Origin of the sequence: Candidatus Seribacter sulfatis (assembly GCF_964187635.1) — a bacterium.
GTDB classification, from domain to species: Bacteria; Verrucomicrobiota; Verrucomicrobiia; order Opitutales; family Seribacteraceae; genus Seribacter; species Seribacter sulfatis.
In genome coordinates this window covers 1-8,127 of record NZ_CAXLMO010000113.1, presented here as the reverse complement: position 1 = coordinate 8,127, position 8,127 = coordinate 1, and the positions used below count along the sequence as shown (strand labels likewise).

Annotated in this window: 5 protein-coding genes and 1 pseudogene; all 6 read right to left on the bottom strand. The window is 52.0% G+C overall.

Features of this window, described 5'->3' with window-relative positions; translation table 11 throughout:
• The coding region (locus ACKPQ5_RS10365; protein WP_456064507.1) for a DUF7133 domain-containing protein at positions 1–1,288 on the bottom strand (1,288 nt) is incomplete at its 3' end.
• Positions 1,289–1,442: 154 nt separating this feature from the next.
• Positions 1,443–2,849 carry a DUF1552 domain-containing protein gene (locus tag ACKPQ5_RS10360; RefSeq protein ID WP_407679036.1) on the bottom strand — a complete coding sequence of 469 codons (1,407 nt, stop codon included), beginning with the start codon at positions 2,847–2,849 and terminating at the stop codon, positions 1,443–1,445.
• Positions 2,850–2,908: 59 nt separating this feature from the next.
• On the bottom strand, positions 2,909–4,876 hold the full coding sequence (locus ACKPQ5_RS10355; RefSeq protein WP_407679035.1) for a DUF1592 domain-containing protein: 1,968 nt from the start codon (positions 4,874–4,876) through the stop codon (positions 2,909–2,911).
• Between the two features lie 54 nt (positions 4,877–4,930).
• Positions 4,931–5,536, bottom strand: a pseudogene (locus tag ACKPQ5_RS10350) (DUF1587 domain-containing protein); the annotation flags it as partial.
• A gap of 591 nt (positions 5,537–6,127) precedes the next feature.
• A complete protein-coding gene (locus ACKPQ5_RS10345; RefSeq protein WP_407679034.1) occupies positions 6,128–6,811 on the bottom strand; it encodes a DUF1549 domain-containing protein in 684 nt (227 codons plus the stop codon).
• A 196-nt stretch (positions 6,812–7,007) separates the two neighbouring features.
• The coding region (locus ACKPQ5_RS10340; protein ID WP_407679033.1) for a HEAT repeat domain-containing protein at positions 7,008–8,127 on the bottom strand (1,120 nt) is incomplete at its 5' end.

Sequence of the window (8,127 nt, the reverse complement as noted above, 5' to 3'; positions counted from 1 at the left end):
TGGTGGCTTGGGCAGAATCCAAAGCCACCGCCAACACCTCTTGGCCCTTCCCTCCTCTCCTGAGAATTTCCTGCTGAGCGTGAAGCTGAGTCTTTGCACTTGGGGAAGAAAGAAGATTGGCAAGATCAACTGCATTTCTTTTTTTCAAATCCGGGAACTCCTGATACTTCCATCCCTTGGGAACCACACGGGAAATATGGCCATCATCTCCACCCTTGAATCCTGATTTACCCCAACTACCGATGAATAATCGACCGGATCCATCACAATCCACATCTGTGATCCTTCCGCACTTGATAAAATCCTCCTGTTGCTGAGTAAAAGTCGGCCCATCCTCACTTATCCGATGAATATACAATTGCCCCCTCCCCCAGTCACACATCATGGGCACTCCGGTATACTTCTTTGGCCATCCGGGCTCATCAAAATACATCGCACCCGTTCCGGATCCTCCCCCCACATCCACCAAGGCTGGAATAATCTCCGAAGTGTAGCGTTTAAAAAGAGTCGGGTACCCGTACTGTCCGGTTTGTACCTCATGAATAAAGCGCATATTCCACCCTCCTCCATCATTGGTGTTCCCACGGGTAAACACATTCATATAGGGATCAATCGCGACATCATAAATATTGCGCAGTCCATGGGCAAAAGCCTCCAGTTCGGTTCCATCCGGACGGACCCGGATAATTCCTCCACCATACATCGTCAATTTCGTCCCATCCGTTCCGGTCGCATTGACGAATCCAAAATCGCCCACCGCCACATAGATCCATCCGTCTATTCCCATACGAATCCCATTGGTCGTATGATCCACCCCGCGGGACTGGTTGTATTTTCGTGTGCTGATTTCCTTAACCAAATGCTTGGGTGGACCATCTGCTTTACCATCCCCATTTTTATCTTCAAGAACCGATAAGAACATCCCATCAAAATTCTTTTCATCTGCCCATTTGGTATGGAGTACATAGAGCTTATCTCCGACCGAAATCATTCCCCTCGGATTATCAATCTCCGCATAAATGGTATGACTGTCCGAAACACCATCATTATCCTGATCGGTGAGACGAAGAATTCTTCCAAAGCCTGCCCCCTTGCCGAGAGAACCGATCTGATCAATTCCCGCATACACCTCTCCCGTTGGTGCAACGCTCAAACAGGCAACACACGGAGTCAGATCCTTGGATGAAAATAAGGTCGCTTCCAACTCCTCAGGTAAACCCAGACGGGAAGGATTTCCAAAAGTGAAAACCGAGGATATAAAAAACAAAACAGAAAAAAGATATTTCATGGACTTCCAACTTACAGCAATCTCATCTCTGATCAATCAACTTGAATCGTTATAGATCGAAAATCCTGAATACCCTAGAACTGAAAAATCCAACCTAGTTTGGCTATTGACAAGGTTTTCCAAAGCAGACCGACTATGGAAAATTGAAGATTTCCTATACTTCAGTCAGCGTCTTTTTACTGCCGGCAAAACTCTCAGTCTCAACCCCCAAACGCTGTAACATTGTGAGATAAAGATTTGAAAGTGGCAATTCTTCGTAGCTGGCCTCCCGGCTCCAGCCTATGGCTGAATTGATACCGGCGTCGACTTGGTTGTCTTCGTTGCCCTGCCCATACTTCAGGTATTGACCGTGCTTGAAACCCATATTTTTACCCCCGGTCAGGATCAGGGGGTAGTTGCGCGACGTGTGAAACGCACTGGACGCAGAGCCAATAAACAACAGAGTGTTATCCAGCATGGACCCACTGCCGTCGATCTCCGGAGTTGATTTCAATCGGCTGGCGAAGCGCCCGTATTCCTCACTGAGGAAACGCATATAGGTTCCAAAATTCTTCCAGCCACCTGGCTCCTTACCTTTATGGCTTAGCATGTGGGTCAGATTCAAGCCAACCGCACGCGCCAAGTAATCGCTCGCCCCAACTCCATTTTCCCGACCGATTTGATAGGTAACAGTCCGTGTCGAATCGGTTTTAAACGCCAGATAAATAAGTTCAAACATGGTCCGCAAATAGTTCGCCGGACCCTCTGGGGTGACATCGAGCTTCAGATGGCCGGCTTCAACTTCTGGGAAAGGGGTATTGATCCAGCGCTTAGCCTTTTCGACTCTGACTTCGGTTTCACGGACTGATTGAAGGTAATCTTCAAGCGTCCCCTGATCATGCTTGGAAAGCTGTCGTCGCAGGTCTGCAGCATCAAGCAGTAAGCCATCGAGTGCACTTTCGCTGATGGCAAGACGCTTAGCGGCATCATCGCTCCCGGAAACAAAAAGACGATCAAAAATCAGTTTTGGCCGGTGCTCTGCAGGAATTGGACGCCCGCTCCGGTTAAAAGACATGGTTTGAGCACCGCGTGGCGAACCAGTCCCTCCATCGGTCGACATCACCAGTGAGTTGAAGCGAGTGTGCTCACCAACTTGCTCAGCAAAAACCTGATCCAGCGAAACACTGTTATGATAATCCCCCGCAGCTCCAGTGTCAGCACCAGTGAGGAATTGATCAGCGTTGGAATGACCATGGACATTGCGAACGGCAGGGTGCGAAAGTCCGCCTAGAATCGTAAGGTCATCACGAAGTGGCTCAAGAGGATCCAGGCACTTGGTAAATTTGAAGTCCCGGTCCTTACCCTTAGGAAACCAACTCCAGTCCTGATAAGCCGGATCTTCTTTGCGAGGCATCGGCACACCATCAGGTATATAGAAGCAGGCTAGACGTTTTTTTGCTACTGTGGTGGCAGCTGCTTTAGCCGAGTAAGTAAAGGTTTCGAATGCAGGCAGGGCAAGAGCAAATCCAGTTGCACTCCGGATAAATCTCCGGCGATCAATCTGAGACAGTACGGTTTTCATCATTAATCAAGTTTCAACTCAAGGTATTTGCACTCGGATTGCAAGGTATTAACTCCATCCTATTTCGTTTGAAAAAGATCACTTATCACGATCAATCTGACCAAGGTAGCAAGTCCATCATCTTGCTGACGCAGTTCAGCTGTAATTTTCTCCAAATCTGCCCGATCCGAAAAACGAAGCGGGCGACCAAGCGCATAGGAAGTGAGTTTATGAACCATTGCACGGACGAATTGATCCTGGCGTCGTTTTAAAAGAAAACGTTTCAATCCGTCCATCCCCTTGAGTTCCTGATTATTGAATAGAACGCTGTTGGCATCAACGGGTTTGCCCGCGACATGTGTGCGCCAACGGCCGACCATGTCGAAGTTTTCAAACGCAATTCCCCAGGGATCAATCCTGGCATGGCAGGACATGCAAGCAGGATCATTGCGGTGATCTTCCATACGCTCTTTCAAGCTAAGCTTCAATATTTCCGGATCGGTCAAATCGATCTCAGGGACTGCCGGTGGTGGTGGCGGCGGCGGATCGTGTAGCAGATTTTCGAGCAACCAAATTCCACGTTTGAGAGGGTGCGAATCTTTACCATCTGAATTCATTGCGAGCAGACCAGCCTGAGTAAGCAAACCACCGCGCCGATTGGTTACATCCAGGGCAATCTTTCGAAAGTGACTGCCAAAGATATTGGGGATTCCATAGTGCTGAGCGAGCCTCTCATTGATCATGGTGTAGTCCGAATGAATAAAATCCATAATGCTGTGATTATTGCGGAGTACTTCGTGGTAAAAGGCAACCGGTTCTTGCTGCATCGCATGTTTCAATTCATCATTAAAACCACCAAAAACCTTTCGATCGACCTGTAGATAATCCAGTAACTGCATACCTAGCCATTGGCGAACAAAGTGTTTGGAAAATCGGTCCGCACGCGGATCAGCAAGCATGCGTTCGGTTTGACCCGACAAAACATCGGCTTCTTTGAGTTCCCCGGATATCGCCAGATCCATTAGCTCCTGGTCTGGTAAACTGCTCCAAAGGAACATCGAAAGCCGCGTCGCCAATTCGTAATCACTCAGACGGCTACCTTCACTATCTTTCTTGGAACGGGACTGTACAAGATACAAAAACTTAGGGGAGGCAATCACTGTCGCGAGAACTTCTATCATCGCCTCCTCGAAGCTCTCGCAATCGGGGCGGATTTTGGAATAAAGAGTCAATTTTCGCTCGATTTCCTCCTCAGTTACCGGACGCCTCCAGGCTCGGGTCATAAACCGAGAGAGAACCTCAGAGGTGTAGGATTCATCACCGGCGGGTTTTTCATGTTCGAAGAATATTTTGGTGTGTGATTCCGGTGGCCATTGATCGAAATACGGAGAGATCAGTTCGACGTAATCGATGTGGATGATCCCGGCCTCGTCTCTTCCGGGGTTGGGGCGAATGTTTTCAAACTTCAAATACTCGGACCGATTCGCTCTGGCACCTTCTTCCTTGCGAAAGGAGTTCCGGATCACCTCTCCAAGGTGGATATCCCACTCATAGAATTGCGGGTTGCCTGGCGGCGCGGTAATCGCAACATCGGTTTCGCCGATTTGATCGAATGCAAAAGAGTTGTTGCTTGCTTGATGGCCAAAATAGAGACGGAGATTTGGTGGGTCTTCAGTTTCGTCTGAAGAGCGGCAAGCCCGAATTCGAACCCGAAGAATCCCGGTATCAGGAAGTCGATACTTTAGGTTGAATCCTGTTTTCGTTCTCGGTGGAACGATAAGGACGTGAGGGGAAACCGGTGGCGCCTCAGATCGACTCTCGACCGAGTCCCAGGCTAGTATTGTCGCACGAGGATCTGACACGGAAATGATACCTTCGCCAGTTTCCAGATTCATGAGGCTTGGATGAGTTGTTGGACGCGGCTTATACCGTTCCCTGAAGTGCTCGAGTTCCTTTTCACGTTTTGCCGGGTCGTTTTCGTTCCTCTTCCGGGCCCCCTCCAATTCGGCATCACGCACAGCCCGTATCCGCTCAGCTGCTACATCCATGGTGATGCCGGAATAGGCTGCCTTCGGCTGCTCGCCCGACACCGTGGCTTTTTTCAGTGCATTGCGGCCCAACTCACGAAACGTCTCAAATTGCATCGCGGACATTTGCAACATTTCCGAGCTGTTCTGGAAGCCGTCCTCAGATGTCGTTTCCGGAGGTAAGCCGTCAGCGAGGTCATAGGGCAGCCCGAGCAAATCCTGGAGCGCGTAGTTAAATTCATACCGCGTCATGCGGCGAAAGGATGAATGCCCTTCCTCACTGCGAGCGACTTGTGAGGCGACCTGAATTTCAGTCGACAGCCAATCGACAATCGAGGCTTTTCCCTCGCCGGAAATCTGCACATCTTCATCCTGTGGCGGCATTTCGCCGTTGCTCACCACATCAATCACTTCAAGCCACCAATTCTGATCACCCCCATCAATCAGATCCGGGTTCAGGGTATCGATGCGGAACTTTCCCTTCTGCTTTTCCGGACCGTGGCATGGAATACAGGACTCGCGCAGAACAGGCTCAATCTCATTTCGAAACGTTTCCAGATTCGCTTTTGGCACTACGGTCGCCCCTTGGAGTGAATGCGCTTTCCGATAAATGGACCGAAGCGCGCCAGCCGCCTTCACCTCATCGAGCGTTGGTGTTTCCGCCAACTTCACACCTTCCATGGAAACTCCATCGAGCGCAATCTCTGAGAATTGAAAGTGAGTTTCGTCGTGGGTTTTTCCGAACGTGAATCGATAGAACTGCCAGGCAGAGTCGTTCTCAAACTGGAAGGTTCTTGATTGAAACCGCTTCTCAAATACCGGCTGGTCGGTTTGGTGATCCAACTCCGTCCAGTATTCGCCATCTTGTGATCCTTCCAGGACCCAATCCTTCGGATCGCGAGTCGGCACGTCGTTCCCGGAGATAATCGAATAGCTTTTCACCGCCATTCCTCCGTCTTCTGAAAGCTTAAGCATCCATTGGACCGGGCGGCCCTCGTGCAGCCCGCACCACTTGGTCCTGTCGCTGGAGTCCACGCTCTTCTCCACGCCCTGCCCCCCGCTAACGATGTGATTACTGGGAGATGACACTTCCGGGACGGCAAACACAGGGCTTGCGACCATCAACCCTAGCGCGAGTAATGCGTTTATTACCTTAATCATCGTTGTTCACTCATTTTTGCGCTGTCTGACGGATTTTTGCAAGGCCCCTTATCGAGCCGTCGATCCTTTCGGGATTGGGGCATTGATCGCCAGTGCTTTCGCGCAATACACTTACAATGACTGGCCAGCTTTCAAAACTTTTGTAAATTTGTCAGGATATTCCGCAGCGCGGAACAGGCCGTTTGTACCCAGCACCCACCAGTATTTCACAGGAGTGCCGGGAGTAACGCAATCGGCATCAATGGCGATGATGCCACCTATTTCGTCTCCTGATGTATATTTCTGTTCAGTCCACCGCTCAGCAGCAATGTGACTTACAAGCAATTCCGATTCAGCCTCAGGTTCCAGTGCCTGGCTGAAACATCGCGACCACGGGTGAACTCCCCATTTACCTGCTGCCATTGCAAGGATTGGTCGATCGTTACTCAGCGCAGGCCATTGCCTGAGCCAGTAGTTATCTCGTCCGGAGTTGGTAGTATGGAAGGCGGTGGCGAGGGCCTGCGTGGGTTTGGCATCCGGAAGCAGGTCTCCGGCAAGTTGCTCGACGACGAACTGATCGAATTGCATGTCCAGGTTGAACGCATCGATCACCCAATCTCGCCACGGCCAGCCAGTGCGCAGGTCCGCCTTTCGATGCTTTGCGTCCGGCCCATGGCAGGCGAAACAGTTCTCCGACAAAATCGGCCGGATGTCCCGATTGTAGGTCGGATCTGAACTTCCAGCTGCCAATGCAGCATTCACCAGCCCTAACATGGCCGTAAAAAGCAAAGCAGTCCTCTCAACCAATCGTTTCATCTCTTAGGGCTGACTCATGAATTAATTCGGCGAAGATGCGCCGGATTTTTGCTCAGCGCCAAGGCGTGATTGGGCGGAGCATAGCGAGCTACGTGAGCCGAATCACAACGCTGGTGCTGAGCAAAAAGACAAGCAGATTTGCTGGAGTAATTCATGAGTCAGCCCTTAGTATTCGATTTCGTGGGATTTTTCGAGGCTACTTGCCCTTCTGGTCAGCGAGATAGCGGATGAGATCACGCAGATCGGACCGCGATAGCCCGGCGGTCAGGCCCGGCGGCATGAGCGTTCCGGCGTCGTGGCGATTGGCCACTTGCTTTGTGGAAATGGTTTGCGTCGCGCCAGTGGCGGCGTCGCGAATGACGAGCCGTTGTTTGTCTTCCGTTTGCACGTATCCGCTGATCGTTTTGGCGTCTTTGGTGGTGATGCTAGTCGCGGTGTAGCCCTCCTTGATCTGGCGTTTTGGCCAGAGGATGGCTTCGATCATCAACTCAACCGGGACCCCAGCGCCGACCGCGGTCAGTTCGGGACCGAGGATACCGCCTTGATCTCCCATTTTGTGACAAGCCACACAGCTGAGCGCGGGCGATGCGTAAACTTTCGCGCCGTTGGCGGCGTTGCCGTGCTGCTTGACTTCGGCGCTGAGAGTCCGGACGTAGGCTTCGCTGTGTTCCGGCAGGCCTACCGCGTCTTTCTCCGCCGCGGGACGAAGCACTTGGTCGAGGGCGGGATCGAATCGGCCGGCGGCGCCGAGGACGCCCCGGATGCGCGTGGCCAACTCCGGGGTTATTGCTTTGCTGTCCGATTTCAGGGCGTTAGCCAAAACGGCGCCGCCATTCTGACGACCGAGGAATGGCGTTACGATCTGCCGGACCTCCGCGTCTGACTCGGCCTCGCGCAGGAGTTGGTTGGCAGCAGCTGCCGCTTTGGGAAAATCGAGGTCGCACAGCGCGGTAAGGGCGTTGAACCGGAGACTCGGCACGGGATCGTTGACTGCGGTTAGTAGGTCGTCGATCGCCTTTTTACCGCGCAATTGCCCGTGGGCTACGATGGCGGCTGAGCGGAGCACGACCGGCTGATTGGCGTCGCCAAGTATCGTCTGAATTTGTGGGGCCAACGCTTCGACCTTCCAAGCGCCCGCCAACCGAATCGCACGCGCCTGAACCTCCGCGTCGTCGCTCGCGATCATCCCTTTCAAGGACGTCGCGAGATCGCCGACAGGGGAAAGTCCGCGCACCCCATGGTCTTCGATCATTGTGTCGAGCACTGAAGGCAGATCCTCGGCTCGATCGAGCACCCAGCGCAGATCTTGCGGAGTT

Coding starts and splice junctions, on each gene's coding strand:
- ACKPQ5_RS10355 (WP_407679035.1), bottom strand. CDS start 4,876: ATGGATGTAGCAGCTGAGCGGATACGGGCTGTGCGTGATGCCGAATTG.
- ACKPQ5_RS10360 (WP_407679036.1), bottom strand. CDS start 2,849: ATGAAAACCGTACTGTCTCAGATTGATCGCCGGAGATTTATCCGGAGT.
- ACKPQ5_RS10345 (WP_407679034.1), bottom strand. CDS start 6,811: ATGAAACGATTGGTTGAGAGGACTGCTTTGCTTTTTACGGCCATGTTA.